Below are 17184 nucleotides of genomic sequence, written 5' to 3' on the forward strand. Positions count from 1 at the left end.
TTAGAAATTAATTAGAGACTCATATATGCGGCAGTGAAACGGTAAATGTACTACCGATATTCGGTTGACTTTCGACCGAAAGTGTGCCCTGGTGCAGGTCAACAATTCGGGCGCAGATCGACAAACCAATGCCAAAACCATCGTAGTTCATGGCATTGGTTGCTCGATAGAACGATTCGAAAATATGCTGACGATCTTCGGCGGAAATGCCTATTCCATGATCATGTACCGCAATTCGGCAAACCTGGCTGTCGGTACTGATGCGTACCTGAGCCGTGTGATCAGGCGAGTATTTGCAGGCATTGTCGAACAGATTCAGCATCACCTGCTTGAGTAACCCTTCGTTGCCATTCACCAGCGTTTCCGTTTCTCCCTGTGGAATATTCTCGTAATCGATCTCAATCCGGTACGCTGGTTTGGCGCTCAGGAGTTCGTCTTTAGCCAGAAAAACGACATCGTCGGTGCGTACGGGCTGGAACGGAACGCTCTGAATCGACTCCAGCGTACGGGCCAGAAACAACAGGCTATTGGTGAGGCTAATGAGCCGGTCTGTATCCGACAGGAGATTAACCAGAACTTCTTCGTGCTCCGGCACCGTGAGCGGACGGCGCAGGCCAAGCTGAATTTCCGATTTTAAGGCAGCCAGTGGTGTCCGAAGCTCATGTGAAGCGTGTGAAACAAAATTTCGCTGTTGCTCAAAAGCTTGTTCCAGCCGTTGCAGTACATCGTTGAAGTTGATCGCCAGTCGGGCAATTTCATCCTGTCGGTTACCCTCGTCGAGTCGTTGCCGAAGATTCCGGGCCGTGATGGCCGATACCTGTTCATTAATCCGGCTGATAGGCCGCAACGATTGACCGGCGAAGAAAATACCCAGACCGATCGTAATGCTCAGGCCGCCTAGGAGTCCCCAGCCCAGTGTGAGTCGAAGATTCTCCATCTTGCTTCGCCCAAACTGATCATAAGCCGATGCCAGCACCACCAGATCGCGACCATTCTGCTGATACAGTAAGCCAATCAGTTCGTTATCACCACTGTATGTTTCGACTTCTTTCTGCTGTCGGACCTCGTCCAGCAAGTGAACGTTGTAATGAATTACCTGATCATCTACGCTGCTATAGATCAATCGGTTGCGGGCGTCGAAAACCAGCACTTTTTCGTTGAACAGGGCCGTTAGCGTATTGCGGTCAATGATTTTGAGCAATTTCTGGTCGACTTCGTTCACTTCGACAAGAAATCGAACGGTTGTGCGTCCTTTGTTTTTTAGCCGTTCATAGAATTCCTCCCGGCGGTAGGTGTCCGATACAAAGTAAATCAACACCGAAAACGCGATCAGAATGGACGCGACAATCAACGAAAACTGGAGCGCGATTCGGTTGCGGATCGTCATAAGTGCAACAGGAGTACGTGGCAGAAAGAGAACAGGAGATAGGCTGTTTACTCTCGTTCTTCCTTTAAAACATAGCCCATACCGGGTCGGGTATGGATGAGTTTAGGTTCGAAATCCCGGTCGATTTTCCGGCGGAGGTAGTTGATGTACACTTCCACTACGTTTGTACCCGGATCAAAATTAAGGCTCCAGACTGTTTCCGCAATATCGGCTTTGGGCAATACCCGACCCCGGTTGCGAATCATGAATTCCAGGAGCGCAAACTCACGGGCTGTCAAATCAATGATCGTGTCGCCCCGACGAACCTCTTTGGTTGTAGTATTTACGGTCAGATTGGCTACCTGCCAGATTTCTTCATTCTCGATACTACTGCTGATGGCCAAGCGCCGGAAACAGGTGGCCACGCGGGCAATGAGCTCCCGGAAATCGAATGGCTTTACGAGGTAATCATCAGCGCCAAGGGCCAGGCCCTCCACTTTATCTTCGATTTCGCCAAGGGCCGAGAGGATAATGATGGGTAGCGTCGGTCGCTCGGCCCGAACGGAACGACATACCTCAAACCCGTTTAATCCCGGTAAGTTCAGGTCTAAAATCAGTAGATCGATGCCCGGTTGCAGAGCCGCCTGCCGCCCATTGAGCCCTTCATAAACGACCTCAGTCGTGTAGCCTTCATCCTGAAGTCCCCGGCTTATATTCTGGGCAATACGCCGGTCATCTTCAACGATCAGTATTTTTTTGGCTGACATAAGTATGATTGTGGACTAAAGACGCTGGATGATGGATAAAAATCCCGGAATTTATTATCCATGATCAACCAGTTACACTCGATACCGTTTCAGGCTCAATAACAGAGCGGGTAATAGAATCAGGTTTGTCAGGCAAGCCATCAGTACAGTGGTTGCTACCAGAACTCCCAGAGCCGCTGTGCCGCCAAAGCCAGAGGCCGCAAAGACCGAAAAGCCGCCAGCCAGGATCAGTGCCGTATAAATCAGACTAACACCCGTTTCGTGAATAGCGGCCGAAATAGCCGCAGCCGGGGCTAATCCACGCTGTAGTTGCTGCCGGTAGCTGGTCAGGAAATAAACCGTTCCATCGGACGAAAGCCCAAACGCAATACTGAAGATCAGTATTGTCGATGGTTTGAAGGCAATGTCGGCATAGCCCATGATACCTGCCGTTACCAATAGCGGAATCAGACAGGGAAGTTTCGACAACAGAATGATCGGAACTGACCGGAAGAGTACCATACCGACCAGGGCAATCAGCAGAATGGCTATGCCCAGACTTTCGTACAGATTCCCCAGCAGGTAATCGTTACTTTTAAGAAATACCAGGCTATGGCCGGTCAGGCTTACCTGATAACTCGTGTCGCGGAAGAGCGAATCAAGTCGTGGCTGTAAGTTGCCCAACACTTCTTTCAGTCGAATGGAGCCGATGTCGGCCATCTGATAACTCACCCTGGCAACCTGCTTTGTGCTGTCCAGGTAGGCTCGGGTCAGTGATGATGATCTGGCACCAATAGGGGCTTCCGCTACCATGTCGCGCAGGGCCATAGCAGGGGGCAGTACATAGTATTTTGGTGCTCCTCCACGGTAAGACTGATAGGCAAACCGGATGGCATCGACCAGCGAACGAGGCTTTGAAAACTCAGGGTATTGCCCAATGATTCGTTCCATAGCCCTGATTTTATACAGAGCTTCGCCCGTTCCGGCCATAATTCCATTCGGCTTACGGGTATCGATCATTACCTCAAAAGGCAAAGCGCCTTTAAACTGCGCTTCAAAAAAACGCATGTCGTTGTATACCGGATCGTTTTTCGGTAGATCATCGACTACGAATCCCTCCACCCGAATCAGGGGAAGCCCCAGGGCACTGATGAGTGTAATAGTCGCAATCAGACTGTAGACTAAAGGGCGCTTGTGATGAACCCAGCCGTCGATGCGTGTTAAAATGCTTTGCCAGACCGTAATCTGCGACGACTCCTGTTGCGGGATTTTAGGGACGGGCAAATAGCTCAAGATAATCGGCACCATTAACAGGCAAATCACGTAAACCGCTAAAACACAAATGGCGGCTACCAGCCCGAATTCAACCAGTAATCGGCTGTTGGTGAAGTAGAATACGCCAAACCCAATGGCGGTTGTTACATTTGCCAGGAAAGAGGCCAGCCCAATTTCACGAATGGCATTTTCCAGAGCGAGTTGTTTCTGACCATGTTCGGCCAATTCAGCGTGGTACTTGTTAATCAGAAAAACACAGTTGGGAACGCCAATGACGATGAGAAGCGGAGGAATTAGACCCGTTAACAGCGTAATGTCATAGCCGAAAAGAACCAGTGTGCCCAGCGCAAAACAGACGCCCATCAATACCACCGTGAGCGAGATAACTACCACTTTCCAGGAACGAAACAGCAGCCAGACCAGCAGGCCGGTTACAGCGGCCGCCAGAGCCATAAACAGTTTCATCTCACCCGCTACCCGTTTGGTAACTTCGGTTCGGATGGATGGCAACCCTGAATAATGTATGGTAACGCCGGTCTTTTTGGCGAATGCATCACCGTATTTCCGGATTGTGGCAACAATGGAAAGCCGATCTTTTGTGTTGAGTTTTTTTTCATCGAGCGATACCGCCATCAAGGTCGATTTTGCTTCAGGATTAACGAGTAATCCATCATAGAATGGCAGGGAAAGGATTTTTTTCTCCAAACTGTCGACCTCCTGTTGCGACTGGGGTCGTTGCAGGACAACCTGATTGATGCCCCAGGTCGTATCTTTTTTGGCAATGGTGTAGAGACGGGTTGTCGACAGGGCATCTTTTACGCCCGACAGCTTTCGAACCTGCTCGGTCATGTCGTACCAGGCCTGATAGACGGGTAAATCAAACCAGCGTTTATCCTGCCAGCCGACTACCATCACCGACCCATCGATACCGAAGCGCCGTTTGAAATCTTCATAATGTTGCTGGGTGCTGTCTGATAACGGCAGTACGCGGGCAATCTGGTAGGAAAGTTGCAGACGAGTGCCCAGATAACCCATTGCAATTGTTACGAGAATGAGAACGCTGAGCCAGAATAACCGCAGTTTTAAAATCCCGCGGGCAATTGAAATCCACATAAGCGAGTAATGTTATAGAATGGTAACAGGCCAGACTACTGAGTCTTTTCTGTTAATCTAAGCCTGTACCTGATTCGAAAAGCCGGGCAACAGTGTTGGATTGATACCCGATCACGTAGAAAATACGGCCTTTTTTACGAACAAATACCTTTTGGGAGCATTTTGACAAACTCTCTTGATATGATAACTCAGGTTTTATGTTCGGTAGTGCAAAGATTCAGTGATTCATCAAACATTACAAATGATTACCCGCTTCGGTGGTACAGAACCCTACTAATTCGCCCAATAATACAGGAGGGTGCAGGAGAGAATCATGCGCCCCAGACAGGAACTTTCGGTTACTTTTCTTATATTCCTATTCATGCGCAGGAAACAATTTTCTATTCTGATTGTACTGGCTGCTTTTTGCTGGTTAGCGGCTGTACCACCTCAGCGCCCAACGCTTTACCTCATCGGCGATTCAACCGTTAAAAACGGTGGCGACAAAGGCGATGGAGGTATGTGGGGATGGGGTCACTATATAAACGAGTTTTTTGATACAACTCGTCTACATATTGAAAATCATGCCATTGGCGGCCGCAGTAGTCGTACCTTCCTGACAGAAGGACGCTGGACTAAAATCATGGCTAACCTGAAGCCCGGTGATTTTGTGATGATGCAGTTCGGCCATAACGATGCCGGAGCAATCAACGATACGAGTCGTGCCCGTGGAACGATCAGAGGAACGGGTGACGAAACTCAGGAAATCGATAATTTACTAACGAAAAAACACGAGATCGTGCATAGTTACGGCTGGTATATGCGGAACTATGTGCGGGAAGCCAAAGCGAAAGGGGCAACGCCAATCGTGCTGTCGTTAGTGCCGCGTAATGTCTGGAAAAATGGCAAAGTAGTACGATCTACCGGCGATTATGGAAGATGGGCTGCCGATGTAGCAAAAGCAGAAGGAGCCTATTTTATTGATCTGAACGGGCTTGTTGCGAAAAAATACGATGCCGTTGGTGACTCAACGACCTTACAGAGCACCTACTTTATGAAAGACCATACGCACACAAACGAAGCCGGAGCTAAGGTCAATGCAGCCTCAGTAATCGACGGATTGCAGCAACTTAAAGGGTGTCCATTGATTAAATACGTAGTGAGTAGATAGAAAAAGTAAAAATAGGTTGATCATTGGTCTATTGAATGCCTCTAATTGATTTATGGCATCCAGTAGACCTTTTTTTACAAATAATCTCTGTCTGCGTAATTGCCTTTTTGGGGATACATAAGTAAAAACACTCAATAAATGCTTTGCCAAGAATTAGTTGCCTGGCTTCTAAATGATTTTGTGCTAAAAAAAGTCGAATTAAGTTATCGATAAAAAAAAATAGTAACTTACGTATATGTATGGATTGTTAAAATATTAGATTAATTGAGTTTTTAAATTTGTTATTCATTGTTTTGTGTGCATAAAAAGAAAAATTGGTTATATGATAAGTTAGATATTTATTTTTTTATATGTTAAAAACGGTTAACATTTAATTATCTTTACCGATATAAAGATAAGAGTAGATAACTTGTTGGAGGTTTGCTCCCAGAAGCTTAGCCGTACTATAAAATGAAATCACTTTACCACGTTTTGGTTGCAGAAGATGATCCGTTTATTCGCAAAGTGCTGCGACAAACGCTAAAAGATGAATTCGAAGTAACCACAAAAGAAAACGGGATCGAAGCCGTGAGCTGGCTGGAGGAGGGAAATCCCGTTGATATTATTTTGTCTGACATTCAGATGCCGCACATGGATGGTAAAGACCTGATCCGTACGTTACGGGCTAGTCCGCTCTTTCAGAAACTACCTATTATTATTCTGTCGACATTTTCTGATAGCGATACACGGATTAAATTCCTGAAACTGGGCGCTGACGATTATATCGTGAAGCCATTCAATCCAATAGAGGTTAAAACCAAGATCAGGAGCTTGTTGCGTCGGATTGAAACACAAACCGGTGACCTGTCCTGAATTCGCCCTTACATAACGACGAACCTTAATTTCCGACGAACATGCAGGAAGTAAAAGAAAACGTCAAGCCGTTTCGGGTGCTTTATGTGGAAAAAGACGAGCGACTGGTCAAGTCGTTTCAGGAGGCATTCCAGGCCCAGATTGACGTCATTAGTGTACCCGATGGGCGGACGGCCTTAGCACATGTAGATGGGCGCGAACCGATCGATCTTGTACTTTATAATGATGATCTGGATAGCATCAGTTTTCTGAACGGATTGGTTGCCAGGCATACAACCAGTCAGCTGCCAGTAGTACTATTGACGGATCGAACGAATATTGATCTGACTGTAGACCCTTTTCATGGGCATGTCATTGATGCATTTCCGCATGATTATTCGGAGGATGCGCTGCGTATTCGACTGTCGTACCTGATCCAGAAAAAAGCATACGGGCAAAGTGGCTACGTCAATCCAAAGTCGTCGTCGATTCGTATTCCACTTGGAAAGCGACTCTTCGACATTGGTGTTTCACTGTTTATCCTGACACTGATATCGCCTATTTTACTGGTAGTAGCCATACTGGTTAAACTTGACTCCAAGGGGCCGGTTTTCTATAGCTCTAAACGGGTCGGAACAGGATTCCGGATTTTTGATATGTACAAATTTCGAACGATGAAGACCGGTGCCGATCAACTTCTGGCCGGAATGGCATCGCAGAACATGTACAATGCACCAGCCGCCGAAAAGCCAGCCGACGAACGGTGTGAAGAGTGCCAGCTGGCCGGTACGGAGTGCCAGCGTCCTCTGTTTATGGACCAGAAACAAATCTGCGAAACACTGTATCAACGCGAACAGAAGGCAAAAGCGATGTTCTCGAAGTTTAAAGAAGATCCACGTGTAACCCGCCTGGGTAAAGTACTTCGAAACACCAGTATCGACGAACTCCCTCAGTTATTCAATATTTTGCGGGGCGACATGTCTTTTGTCGGCAATCGGCCCCTGCCACTCTACGAGGCCGAAAAACTCACCACCATTGGTTACGCCCGCCGTTTTGCTGCTCCGGCTGGCTTAACGGGACTCTGGCAGGTTACGAAGCGCGGCAAATCAAAGGTGTCGGATCTGGAGCGGATTCAGCTCGATGTGCTTTATGCAAAACGCTATTCGTTTCGGACCGATATGCTTATTCTTCTGAAAACGCTCAAGGCAGTATGGCAGAAGGAGAACGTATAGATTCGGCCCCTCTTATTTCGCTGATTACCATCAACTACAATCAGGCGGTGGTGACCTGTGACATGCTGGAGTCTACCCGACAACTGACGTATCCGAATTTTGAAATTATCGTCGTTGACAATGGTTCTCTGGAAAACCCGACTGAGCGAATTCGGCAGGGCAATTATCCGAATGTGACGGTAATCGTTAGTCCGGATAATCTGGGCTTTTCGGGTGGCAATAACCTGGGGCTCAAGCATGCGAAAGGCGACTTTTACTTTTTCCTGAATAACGATACCATCGTTACGCCCGATCTGTTGGAGACATTGCTGGAGCCGTTTCGCCGGGATTCAACCATTGGCGTTACTTGCCCCAAGATTCGCTATTATGACCAGCCGAACGTTATCCAGTATGCAGGATACCATCCGCTGAATTCCTACACGGGCCGCACCTGGGCAATCGGACTAATGGAACCCGATAAAGGCCAGCACGATCAATCGGGTCCTACTTATTTCGCGCATGGTGCTGCTATGATGGTTAGTCAGCCCGTACTGGAACAGGTTGGTTCACTGGATGATAGCTATTTTCTTTATTACGAAGAGCTTGACTGGTCGGCACGGATTCGGCGGGCTGGCTTTCAGATTTATTACCAGGCTGAAGCCCTGATTTACCACCGCGAATCGATGAGCGTGGGGAAAATGAATCCGATGAAAGTGTATTATCATACACGAAACCGACTGTGGTTCATGCGTCGTAATGTGACGGGATTTCCGTTGCTGGTTTTTTACCTGTATTACTTCGGCCTGGCCATTCCGAAGGCGCTCATCCAATACCTGATTCGCTGGCAACCGGCTTACCTCAAGGCCATTAAAGATGCCATTATCTGGAACCTGAAACACACAAACAAGCAAGCCAGGTCAGCATCGCCACCCCTAGCGGTGACGGCCTGACCTGGCTTTACGAACGACAATCAAATGGAACTACTGCTACTGATTTGTATCGGACTTGTACTCTACACCTATCTGGGTTATGGCGTAGTGGTTTGGGTGCTCATTAAGTTGCGGCCTAAACGTCAGCCCGTGGCTGATTCGCCGGATTTTACGCCAGATGTTACGCTTATCGTACCCGCCTATAACGAATTAGACTGCCTGCCCGCCAAGGTAGCGAACTCGTTAGGCCAGGTATACCCCCGTGAACACATTCGTTTCCTATTTGTGACCGAAGGGTCAACGGACAATTCAGACGCCTACCTGCGCACTACGTATGGCAATGCCGTCGAGATTCTGGGCGGTAGCGAACGGCGCGGCAAAGTGGCGGCTATGAATCGGGCGATGCAGCAGATTCAAACGCCCATCGTCATTTTCACAGATGCCAATACGCAGCTCAATCTGGACGCCGTCAAAAATATTGTGCGTCACTTCCGTGATCCTAAGGTTGGAGCCGTTGCCGGAGAAAAGCGAATTCAGACCGCCGACAGCGAATCGGCGGCTGGTTCGGGAGAGGGTCTTTACTGGAAGTATGAGTCTCAACTGAAAAAATGGGATGCCGAGCTGCACACCATCGTTGGCGCTGCCGGAGAATTGTTTGCTGTTCGTACCGAGTTGTATGAACCCGTATCACCGGATACGATTCTGGATGATTTTATGATTTCGCTTCTGATTGCAGAACGGGGTTATCGGGTCGCCTATGAGCCAGAGGCTTATGCGCTCGAACGGCCTTCGTTTTCCATCATCGATGAGCAAAAGCGGAAAATCAGAATTGCGGCAGGCGGCTTCCAATCGATGGTCTGGTTGAAAAACCTGCTGAATCCGTTCCGTCATGGACTGCTCACGTTCGAATATGTTTCGCACCGGGTGATGCGCTGGGCCGTTACCCCCATCTGCCTGCCACTGATTTTATTGCTCAACATCGGATTGGTCATTCGTGATGGCTGGGCATCGGGTTGGGGCGTGTTGCTGGCGGCACAGGTTCTGTTCTACGGGGCCGCCTGGCTGGGATACATCCTGGAAAAACGTCAACTGCGCTGGAAAATCGTTTTTGTGCCGTTCTATTTCACGTTTATGAATGTATGTGCACTGGCCGGTTTGGCCCGCTATTTGCGTGGTAACCAATCAGGAACGTGGGAGAAAGTTCGTCGGGCCAACGCAGTGGACGCGCTTATTTAATCGCTTTTGAGTGTACAGGGCATGGCACAATCCATTTTTTCACTGAGCAATCGATCATCGAACCAATTTTGGTTGTATAGCCTCGCTGGTGGGCTTTACACGGTTGGGGCTGGTTACCTGATCAGTAAGCTTGGTGGGGCAGGGGCTGTGCTGGCTATTCTGGCGCCCCTGTTGCTGGGGCTGCTGATCCTGGTGTTTCTGGAACCCCGTTTTGGCTTGTTTCTATACCTTCAGCTTTGCTTTATTGTCGGTTTTGCGCGTTTCGTGCATGTTTCCGTTCCGGCTGGTTTACTGGTCGATGGGGTACTGGCACTGACCTTATTTAGCCTGTTTCTGAATGGACAGCGCATGGAGTGGAGTCGGTTACGAAGTCCGGCTTTCTTGCTGGTGGCCATCTGGTTTCTGTATACCGTCATTGAATTGTTTAACCCGGAAGCCCCGTACCGTCCAGCCTGGTTTTTTCATGTTCGGGCTTTTTCGCTACACTGGTTTCTGGTGGCCTGTATGGTTCTGGTAGCCCCTATCACCCGGAAAGATGTTCGTATTTTTGTAAATTCCTGGCTGATCTGGTCGTTTCTGGCTGCGCTCTGGTCCTTCAAGCAGCAATACATTGGCCTGTCGCCCGACGAATTGGCCTGGTTATATTCCGGGAATAATGCCAAAACGCACCTGCTTTTCGGGCAACTTCGCGCTTTTTCGTTTTACTCCGATGCAGCTCAATTTGGGGCCGAAATGGCCGGGGCTACACTGGTCGCGCTCATTCGCGTTTTTGAAGAGAAAAAAGTACACTATAAAGTAGCCTACGCCCTGTTAACGCTGGTTTTCTTCTGGGGCTATGCTGTTTCGGGAACACGTAGCGCCTTGTTTGTCCTGCTCGCCGGATTTCCTTTCTATCTGATTCTGAAACGGGATTTTACGAAGTTAATCATTGGCGTTGCCTTTGCCGTACCCTTGTTTTTGCTCCTGATGTACACCAGCGTAGGCAGTTCCAACTATCAGGTTCAGCGAATGCGCTCAGCGTTGACGCCCATGAACGATCCTTCATTTATACTACGGCTTCAAAATCAGGCAAAGCTGCGTACGTACCTGCAGGATCTGCCATTTGGAGCTGGTATTGGTACATCCACCGATATGGGCGCCCGGTTTTCGCCCTGGCACTGGGCCGCGCAAATTCCCCCGGACAGCTGGTATGTCGAACTCTGGATCGAGACCGGGCGGGTTGGGGTAGCGCTCTATATCCTGATGCTGACTGGCCTGGCTGGTGTTGGGGTCTATCAGGTGTGGCGGCTCAAGGATCCGTGGATGATTAAAGTGATGTACGGTTTTCTGGCCGAATTTTTCGGTATTGCTGTAATGGGCTATTCCAATCCGGTGCTGGGCCAGTTTCCAACCAATAGTGTCGTCTTTATCAGTACCATTCTTATTGCCACCAGTTACCGGTGGGACACAAAACCCGAAACATCCGATTCAGAAATAGATCAACCTTTACCCGCACCCCTCCACTATGAAGCAATTTGATAGTATCATCTGCATTGCGCAAACATCCTGGAAAGGCGATTTTCAGAAGGCTGTCGTGCAACTTATGACAGAGCTTTCGGCTCGCCATCGGGTATTGTTTGTCGATTATCTGTATACGGTTAAGGATCTGGCGCAGGGAATGACTGGCCGACAGGATATTCCGGTTCGGAAAATCATGCATTTGAATAACCCGTTGGCCAAAATACCGACCGAACATGGAGGGGAGCTCTATGTCTGGACACCTCCCGTCATGCTTCCACTCAACTGGCTGGCGGCTCGCCCACACGATCAGATGCTTCACTGGAATACCGACCGGCTGGCTAGTGGTGTGCGTGATGTGATGCGTCGGCTAAATATGCATCGGCCGCTGGTTATCAATGCGTTTAATCCGGTTATTGGTTTGCCACTTTTGGGGAAACTGAATGAGTGTGCAACAATCTATTACTGTTTCGATGAGATTACAACCGCTGGTGACTGGATGAGTCGGCACGGGTATCGGTACGAAGAAGCGTATCTCCGGCGGGTCGATGCGGTCATTGCCACCTCAGAAACCTTGCGTCAGGATAAATCAGCACAACAGCCGAACACATTCTGTGTCAAGAACGGGGCCAATTTTGAACTATTCAATCAGACCCGGCTGCTGGCTCAGCAACACCCACCCGAAAAGTCGGTTGTAGGCTATCTTGGATCGGCGGATAATCGGGTCAACATTGACATTATGGAGTATTGTGCCCGAACCATGCCTGATGTCGAGTTCCAGTTTATCGGCGAAGTCCACGAACCTCAATTACCTGAACGATTGCGGATTTTTCCGAATGTCACCTTCATTCCACCCCATCAGCCTGACGAACTGCCGCCGTTGCTGGCCAAGTGGCGGGTAGGCCTCATTCCGTTTGTCTGTAACAAACATACGTATACGATTTATCCACTGAAAATTAACGAGTACCTGGCGGCTAGCCTGTCGGTGGTGTCAACACCCTTTTCGATACTCGACGATTTTGCTGGTATTATCGAATTAGCCGATACGCCCCATGCTTTTGCGGAAGCCATTCGGCGGGCACTTGCCGACACAGACCCCCAACGAGTACAGCAACGGGTCGAAACGGCTCAGGCGAACTCCTGGGAGCGACGTGCTTACGAATTTGAGGCTGTTATTCAGCAGATGCCAAAAGCCGTTTTCAGTGGGCAGCCGTCTGTTGACAGCAGGCAGTAGACAGTCTGGACCAGGCAGCATTCAGTTGATATTGCAAATGGCCTGCCGTCCACTGAAGACTAAAAAGAATAGTTTTTTTTTCGACAGCGAACAACATGAAGAAGTTTAAGATAGACCGACTTACCCACTTTGGCCGACAGTGTATGCTGGGGCTGGTTTTGTTGGCCACGGCGTATACGATAAGTTATAGTCAGGGAACGGTTCCTGCACAAACGACCCCGGTAAAACCATTGGCAACGCCCGCCGATGGTGTCCCTGTTGATAGCATGCCTTTTGATTTTCACAAGGATATTGCCCAGCAGTTAATCCCGTTTGAGGAGATGTATAAACTGGCATTAACCTATGCGCCATCCGTGAAATTTGAGAGTGCTGTCTCCAATTCGCAATTAGCGGCCTACCAACTCGCCAAACTTCAGATCTTACAGAATCTGAACGGGTTTGCCAATTATTCGACAGGCAATCAGGCGATTCTGTCAACGGGGACCAATGTGACCGACCAGTTAGGGCAGATTTCCAATGGTTACCGGGCTGGGGTTAACGTATCGATCAGTATTCATGATTTATTTGGGCGTCCCCAGCAGATTCGACTGGCCAGGGCTAATTATGAAGCTACGCAGGAACGAAAGCGAACCGCCGAAATTCAGCTAAAACGCGATTTATTCAATATGTATCAGGATCTGATTCTGTCTCAGCGCGTTCTGCAAATCCGGTTGCGCGACGATCAGGCATCGCTGGCTGCCTACCGAATTGCAGAAGTAGAATTGCAGAAAGGAAAGATCACACCCGAAACCCACGCGTTCAATAGCAACCGCTACGCCGAAACCCGCACAACCGTTGAACAGGCTAAAACCCAGTTCATCAAGAGCATGTATGCACTTGAATTATTCGTTGGAGTACCTATTCAACAACTGAAACGCAACTAAGCCATATGACACTCCAAGGACTCGGGCGGCTTCTGAAGCAGCATCTCATCTGGTTTATTCTGTTCCCATGCCTGGCGGCAGGAGCGGTCTACTATTTCATGCGGAATGAAACCCGGATTTATGAAACCAAAGCAACGCTCTATACCGGCTTTACATCAGGCTATTCACTGCGCTCTGCACAGGAAGGTTTTCAGGCTGATTATGCCGCTGTCAGCAATGCTTTTGACAATATTCTGACAACGCTCAACTCGAATCAGACCCTCTATCACGTGGGCGTTAATCTGTTGAGTCAGCATCTACAGCTTACAAAGCCAACCGAAAAGCAACTGTCGGCGGCCAGTTTTCAGGAGTTGCAGCGAGCCATACCCGCCAGTTTGCGCCAGTCGTTAGTGCGGGCGGGCGATCCTGAGTATACACGCATGCGGATCGATAGTCTCGCTCAGAGCCAGACCGATAATCCGATCAGAAAGCTGATTCTGGAATCAGATTCGGATTATTCACCCGAGCATATCAGCAAAAAACTGAAAGCAAACCGCCGAAATGGCAGTGATATGCTTGACCTTGAATACGAAGCCGAAGATCCGGCGGTTGCGCAGCAAACATTGACGCTGGCCATTACGGAACTGAACCAGCGTTACACATCGCTGAAAAGTGGCGAAACCAATCCGGTGGTCAAGTATTACGACGAAAAGGCAAAGCAGGCCAAAAAACTGCTTGATAATGCCGAATCGAAACTTCGGGCGTTTAACGTTCAGCATAACGTACTGAACTTTGAAGATGAACTGAAGACCCGGTCCGTAACCCGTGAGGCTTTAGTTACGGAATATAATGACGAAGTGATGCGAAATCGGGCAGCTAAAGCCGCCATGGATGCCCTGAGTCAGCGGATGACGCAGGGGGGAGTTTGCTCAAGATAAATACCGCGCTAACCGATAAGCAGGCTGAACTGACCGAGGCCGAAGCGCAGTTGATCAATGCCCGGACCAACAACCAGCCGCAGGCCGTACTGGACCGGTATCAGGCGAAGATTGATCAGGCGTCGGCTGATTTGAAACAGATTGCCCAGAACTATTTTGCCGCCGATAATACCTCCGAGTCGGTTCCAAAACTAAAACTGGTGAATGAGTGGCTGGCTAAAGTGCTGGAGTTTGAGGAATCTGGAGCCCGGATGGATGTGGTAAAAAAACGGCTGGACGATTATCAGAAAGAATCAACAACGTTTACTCCGCTGGAGTCTGAACAACGGCAACTTACCCGCGACATGACGGTTGCAGAAAAAGAATACCTTAGCTTGGTTCAATCACTTAATCAGGCCACAACGCATCGACAGGACATTGCCATTGACGGATCATTATCGGTGCTGGACCCGCCCGGATTCCCCTTTTCGCCAAAACCGGCCAAACGTTTGCTTTTCGTCCTGATCGGTGCTGGGGCTGGTTTTGTGATTGCCCTGCTGCTGGCTGCCCTGCGCTTCTGGGCCGATAAGCGTATCAATACTCTGGAACAGGCCGAACAGCGGATCGGTAGCCCGGTTACGGCCGTATTCCCAACCGTGAAAAAGTTTGCCGTCAATTCAAAGGCGAGCCGTGCTGCCGTTAGCATGTTCGAACAGTTGGGCAATGCCATCAACATTGAAATAGAACACCGGCGCGTTTCGGCACAGCCACCGTTGATTACCTTGTTCAGCATGCGGTCGAAGCAGGGGAAAACCTGGTTTGCGCATGGTCTGGCCCGGCTTTATGCCGAATCGGGCGAACATGTAGCCTATTTCTATCCGCGTCTGACCGATAACGATAAGAAGTTTGAACAGGATAACATTGCCTTTTTTCCATACGATCTGCATCCCAATTTCATGAATATAAGGGAGCCCGAAGATTTACTGGCGGGTGAGCCTGCCCTGTCAATCAACTCATTCAACAAGGTAATTCTGGAGTTGCCTGCGCTCGTTGGTAGCCCGATTCCACTACATTTGGTCAATCGGAGCGCTGTTTCACTGATGGTGCTGGCGGTTCATACACTCTGGGGCCGACGGGACAAGCAATTATTTGGCCTATATGCCAAAGCTGCCAAGCACCCGGTGCTGATCGCTCTAAATAAAGTAGAAGGGGGCGACATAGATGCGCCAACTGTCGGTGACATTCAGCAGGGAATTGTTCGGACCAAACGATATGCAGAGCCGAATGAAGTAATCGCTGGCACATCAGCAAACGAAAAAGTTCTTGATCGGTAACCCAAATGAGTCATAAGCAACAGGCGATTAGTGGCGGTAAGTGGATGAGTACATCGACGGCTATTTCCACCGTGTTTCAGTTTGGTCAGGTAGCCATTCTGGCCCGGTTGCTGGAGCCGTCGGTCTTTGGAATCGTTAGCGTCAGCACGCTTATGATCGCTTTTTTTGGCATTTTTGCCAATCTCGGATTCTCCAATTCCATCATATATAAGCAGGAAGAAGACCGGGAAGTATTGTCGACAATCTATCTGTTGAATCTGGGGCTTGGTCTGTTCATTGGTGTCGTGGTATTCTTTAGCTGGCCACTGGTTGTTGCGTACTACAAGGAGCCGCGGCTGGAAAAGGTCATCAAGCTATCGTCGCTGTACTTCATCATTGTCTACGTTGGGCAGATTTACCTGTTTCTACTCCAGAAAGAGTTACGATTCAAGGCGGTAGCCAGTATCGATATTACAGGCACTGTTGCCGGAACAGCCGTTACCATCGTGCTGGCCTACACGGGCTTCGCCGAACTGTCGCTGATTTATGGGCAACTGGCACAGCAGGCGGCTAAGTCGGCCCTTCAGATGGTGTATGGACTGAAGCTGTTTTCGCCGATACTGAAATTTGATTTGAACTTGATCAAAGACCACCTGCGATTTGGGCTCTATAATGTAGGCGATGGTATTGTTGGCTTCATTCAGGCCAATTCTGACAATATTCTGGTGGGCGGAATGCTTGGAGTGAAGCCCTTAGGTTATTATACACTGGCTTCTCAACTGGCTGTTTTTCCCATTACGCGGCTCAGTCCGATTATTCTGCAAGTGGCCTATCCCATTTTAGCCCGTCTTAAAGGCGATGCGGATGAACTTAAAAAATCGTACCTGACCATTCTGGATTTGCTTAGTTATATCAATCTGCCGTTGCTGGCAGGCTTGTTTATCACGGCCGATAGCGTAGTGCCGTTATTTTATGGACCTGGTTGGGAACCAACGATCCTGCTTATCCGGATTTTTGTTTTCGTGAGCATTTTCTCTTCGCTGAGCAATCCGCTTTTCACGCTGGCTTTTTCGAAAGGAAAACCGAAACTACTCTTTTACCTGAACGTGATTACGCTGTTTATCAAGATACCGCTCGTGTATGTGCTGGCTCAGTATTGGGGCGTGGTTGGCATTGCTTCGGCTTTTTTACTGGCCACTTTAGCTAATTTGCTCATTAACTTCCGCATTGTTCATTCCCTTATTGGCCCCTTCATGCGTGAGTTTGCGCAGAATATAGCCAAGCCGGTTCTCTTCTGCCTGCTTATGGTGGGAGCCATTGAGCTTTATAAATTCTACGCAGACTCGATCAATGTGTTTAATACCATTGCACAGATAGCAATCGGGGCATTGATTTATATAACCCTGACAATCCGATTTAAGTACCCACTTGCCGAACTGAAAACGTTCGGGAAAGCCAGTTAAT

14 protein-coding genes are annotated in these 17184 nt (G+C 48.9%); 11 read left to right on the forward strand and 3 right to left on the reverse strand.

What is annotated here, in order from left to right; genetic code table 11:
* Nucleotides 1-19: 19 nt before the first annotated feature.
* From G8759_RS13145 to G8759_RS13155, 3 genes are all read right to left on the reverse strand, one after another.
* Nucleotides 20-1387, reverse strand: coding sequence for a sensor histidine kinase (locus G8759_RS13145; protein WP_167208631.1), 1368 nt, complete (start codon nt 1385-1387; stop codon nt 20-22).
* A 47-nt stretch (nt 1388-1434) separates the two neighbouring features.
* Nucleotides 1435-2133 carry a response regulator transcription factor gene (locus G8759_RS13150; RefSeq protein ID WP_167208633.1) on the reverse strand — a complete coding sequence of 233 codons (699 nt, stop codon included), beginning with the start codon at nt 2131-2133 and terminating at the stop codon, nt 1435-1437.
* A 72-nt stretch (nt 2134-2205) separates the two neighbouring features.
* A complete protein-coding gene (locus tag G8759_RS13155; protein WP_167208635.1) occupies nt 2206-4500 on the reverse strand; it encodes an efflux RND transporter permease subunit in 2295 nt (764 codons plus the stop codon).
* A gap of 361 nt (nt 4501-4861) precedes the next feature.
* Between G8759_RS13155 and G8759_RS13160 the strand changes: the two genes are divergently transcribed.
* The 11 genes from G8759_RS13160 to G8759_RS13205 all read left to right on the forward strand — a co-directional run bounded on the left by G8759_RS13160 (nt 4862) and on the right by G8759_RS13205 (nt 17183).
* Complete coding sequence (locus G8759_RS13160) at nt 4862-5650, forward strand: rhamnogalacturonan acetylesterase (protein ID WP_167208637.1); 789 nt, start codon at nt 4862-4864, stop codon at nt 5648-5650.
* Nucleotides 5651-6100: 450 nt separating this feature from the next.
* The gene (locus G8759_RS13165) at nt 6101-6502 is read left to right on the forward strand and encodes a response regulator (RefSeq protein WP_167208639.1); all 402 of its coding nucleotides are present in this window, start codon (nt 6101-6103) and stop codon (nt 6500-6502) included.
* A 41-nt stretch (nt 6503-6543) separates the two neighbouring features.
* Nucleotides 6544-7713, forward strand: coding sequence for a sugar transferase (locus tag G8759_RS13170; protein WP_167208641.1), 1170 nt, complete (start codon nt 6544-6546; stop codon nt 7711-7713).
* Complete coding sequence (locus G8759_RS13175) at nt 7692-8642, forward strand: glycosyltransferase family 2 protein (RefSeq protein WP_167208643.1); 951 nt, start codon at nt 7692-7694, stop codon at nt 8640-8642. Before G8759_RS13170 ends, G8759_RS13175 begins: the two co-directional genes overlap by 22 nt.
* Before the next feature lie 24 nt (nt 8643-8666).
* A complete protein-coding gene (locus G8759_RS13180; RefSeq protein ID WP_167208645.1) occupies nt 8667-9857 on the forward strand; it encodes a glycosyltransferase family 2 protein in 1191 nt (396 codons plus the stop codon).
* Nucleotides 9858-9878: 21 nt separating this feature from the next.
* Nucleotides 9879-11375, forward strand: a complete 1497-nt coding sequence (locus tag G8759_RS13185; RefSeq protein ID WP_167208647.1) for an O-antigen ligase family protein — start codon at nt 9879-9881, stop codon at nt 11373-11375.
* On the forward strand, nt 11362-12588 hold the full coding sequence (locus G8759_RS13190; RefSeq protein ID WP_167208649.1) for a glycosyltransferase: 1227 nt from the start codon (nt 11362-11364) through the stop codon (nt 12586-12588). The genes G8759_RS13185 and G8759_RS13190 overlap by 14 nt, the downstream gene beginning before the upstream one ends.
* A gap of 95 nt (nt 12589-12683) precedes the next feature.
* Nucleotides 12684-13511: a TolC family protein gene (locus G8759_RS13195; RefSeq protein ID WP_232074240.1), complete on the forward strand. Its 828-nt coding sequence runs from the start codon at nt 12684-12686 to the stop codon at nt 13509-13511.
* Between the two features lie 5 nt (nt 13512-13516).
* Nucleotides 13517-14428, forward strand: a complete 912-nt coding sequence (locus tag G8759_RS35690) for a GumC domain-containing protein (RefSeq protein WP_197933124.1) — start codon at nt 13517-13519, stop codon at nt 14426-14428.
* Complete coding sequence (locus G8759_RS35695; protein WP_197933125.1) at nt 14416-15741, forward strand: GumC domain-containing protein; 1326 nt, start codon at nt 14416-14418, stop codon at nt 15739-15741. The genes G8759_RS35690 and G8759_RS35695 overlap by 13 nt, the downstream gene beginning before the upstream one ends.
* Before the next feature lie 5 nt (nt 15742-15746).
* Nucleotides 15747-17183 carry an MOP flippase family protein gene (locus tag G8759_RS13205; RefSeq protein ID WP_167208651.1) on the forward strand — a complete coding sequence of 479 codons (1437 nt, stop codon included), beginning with the start codon at nt 15747-15749 and terminating at the stop codon, nt 17181-17183.
* Nucleotide 17184 lies beyond the last annotated feature (1 nt).

The organism is Spirosoma aureum (assembly GCF_011604685.1).
Lineage (GTDB): Bacteria > Bacteroidota > Bacteroidia > Cytophagales > Spirosomataceae > Spirosoma > Spirosoma aureum.

Excerpts from the sequence above, each read along its gene's own strand:
- G8759_RS13185 (WP_167208647.1), top strand. The coding sequence starts at position 9,879 with ATGGCACAATCCATTTTTTCACTGAGCAATCGATCATCGAACCAATTT.
- G8759_RS13145 (WP_167208631.1), bottom strand. The coding sequence starts at position 1,387 with ATGACGATCCGCAACCGAATCGCGCTCCAGTTTTCGTTGATTGTCGCG.
- G8759_RS13170 (WP_167208641.1), top strand. The coding sequence starts at position 6,544 with ATGCAGGAAGTAAAAGAAAACGTCAAGCCGTTTCGGGTGCTTTATGTG.
- G8759_RS13165 (WP_167208639.1), top strand. The coding sequence starts at position 6,101 with ATGAAATCACTTTACCACGTTTTGGTTGCAGAAGATGATCCGTTTATT.
- G8759_RS13155 (WP_167208635.1), bottom strand. The coding sequence starts at position 4,500 with ATGTGGATTTCAATTGCCCGCGGGATTTTAAAACTGCGGTTATTCTGG.
- G8759_RS13150 (WP_167208633.1), bottom strand. The coding sequence starts at position 2,133 with ATGTCAGCCAAAAAAATACTGATCGTTGAAGATGACCGGCGTATTGCC.
- G8759_RS13205 (WP_167208651.1), top strand. The coding sequence starts at position 15,747 with ATGAGTCATAAGCAACAGGCGATTAGTGGCGGTAAGTGGATGAGTACA.
- G8759_RS13190 (WP_167208649.1), top strand. The coding sequence starts at position 11,362 with ATGAAGCAATTTGATAGTATCATCTGCATTGCGCAAACATCCTGGAAA.
- G8759_RS13175 (WP_167208643.1), top strand. The coding sequence starts at position 7,692 with ATGGCAGAAGGAGAACGTATAGATTCGGCCCCTCTTATTTCGCTGATT.
- G8759_RS13195 (WP_232074240.1), top strand. The coding sequence starts at position 12,684 with ATGAAGAAGTTTAAGATAGACCGACTTACCCACTTTGGCCGACAGTGT.
- G8759_RS13180 (WP_167208645.1), top strand. The coding sequence starts at position 8,667 with ATGGAACTACTGCTACTGATTTGTATCGGACTTGTACTCTACACCTAT.
- G8759_RS35690 (WP_197933124.1), top strand. The coding sequence starts at position 13,517 with ATGACACTCCAAGGACTCGGGCGGCTTCTGAAGCAGCATCTCATCTGG.
- G8759_RS13160 (WP_167208637.1), top strand. The coding sequence starts at position 4,862 with ATGCGCAGGAAACAATTTTCTATTCTGATTGTACTGGCTGCTTTTTGC.